Here is an 835-nt window from a genome sequence, read left to right as displayed (position 1 = left end):
TCACCGGCGACATCGCGCAGGAGGCCGAGCCCAGCGAGGACTACGACGAGGACCAGGTCACCCGGACCGACCCGGAGGCGGGCGAGGAGGCCGAGGCGGACGCCGACATCACGGTGTACGTCTCGTCGGGGCCCGAGGCGGTGCAGGTGCCGTCGCTGGCCGGGATGAGCGAGGACGACGCGCGCCAGACCCTCCAGGACAACGGGTTCACGGTCGGCCAGGTCACCCGGGAGGAGTCCGACCGGTACGACGAGGGGCTGGTCGTCCGCTCCTCGCCGGGGTCGGGCGAGTCCGCCGCGCCGGGGAGCGCGGTCGACCTGGTGGTGTCCGAGGGCGCCGGCCAGGTCGAGGTGCCCGACCTGGACGGCCGCACCCAGCAGGAGGCGGCGCAGCTGCTCTCCGACGCCGGTCTGAACAGCTCGTTCCAGCAGGCCGACAGCGACGAGGCCGACCCCGGGACGGTCATCGCCCAGGACCCGGCGGCCGGCGACGAGGTCGACCCGGGGACCCTGGTGACCGTCACGATCGCCCGGGAGCCGCAGAGCCCGCCCCCGGGCGGTGACGACGGCCAGGACGGCGGCGACGGAGAGGGAGACGGCGGCCAGGGCGGCGACGGCGGCCAGGGGGACGAGACCGGCTGGGACGTTCCGCCGTGGGGCCGCCGGGAGTGACCCGGGCGTACACTGGACCCCGCAACGCGCCCGTTCCGGCCGATTGGTAATTGGAGCAGCGACCGTGCCCAAGTCCCGCAACGATCGCAAGAATAAGGCCAAGAAGGCCGTCTACACGCCTCCGGCGGAGGCGGTCAAGCCCAAGATCAGCCCGCGCTGGCTGG

The 835-nt window shown here is 74.0% G+C and carries 1 protein-coding gene; it reads left to right on the top strand.

The window, feature by feature from the left end:
• A partial coding sequence (locus D476_RS0131595) for a PASTA domain-containing protein (protein WP_017627856.1) occupies positions 1–671 on the top strand: 671 nt, incomplete at its 5' end.
• Positions 672–835: the final 164 nt, after the last annotated feature.

It is taken from the genome of Nocardiopsis chromatogenes YIM 90109 (assembly GCF_000341185.1).
Classification (GTDB): Bacteria; Actinomycetota; Actinomycetes; order Streptosporangiales; family Streptosporangiaceae; genus Nocardiopsis_A; species Nocardiopsis_A chromatogenes.
Note: the sequence above shows the minus strand (reverse complement) of the source record. Positions and strands in the feature narration are given on the sequence as shown.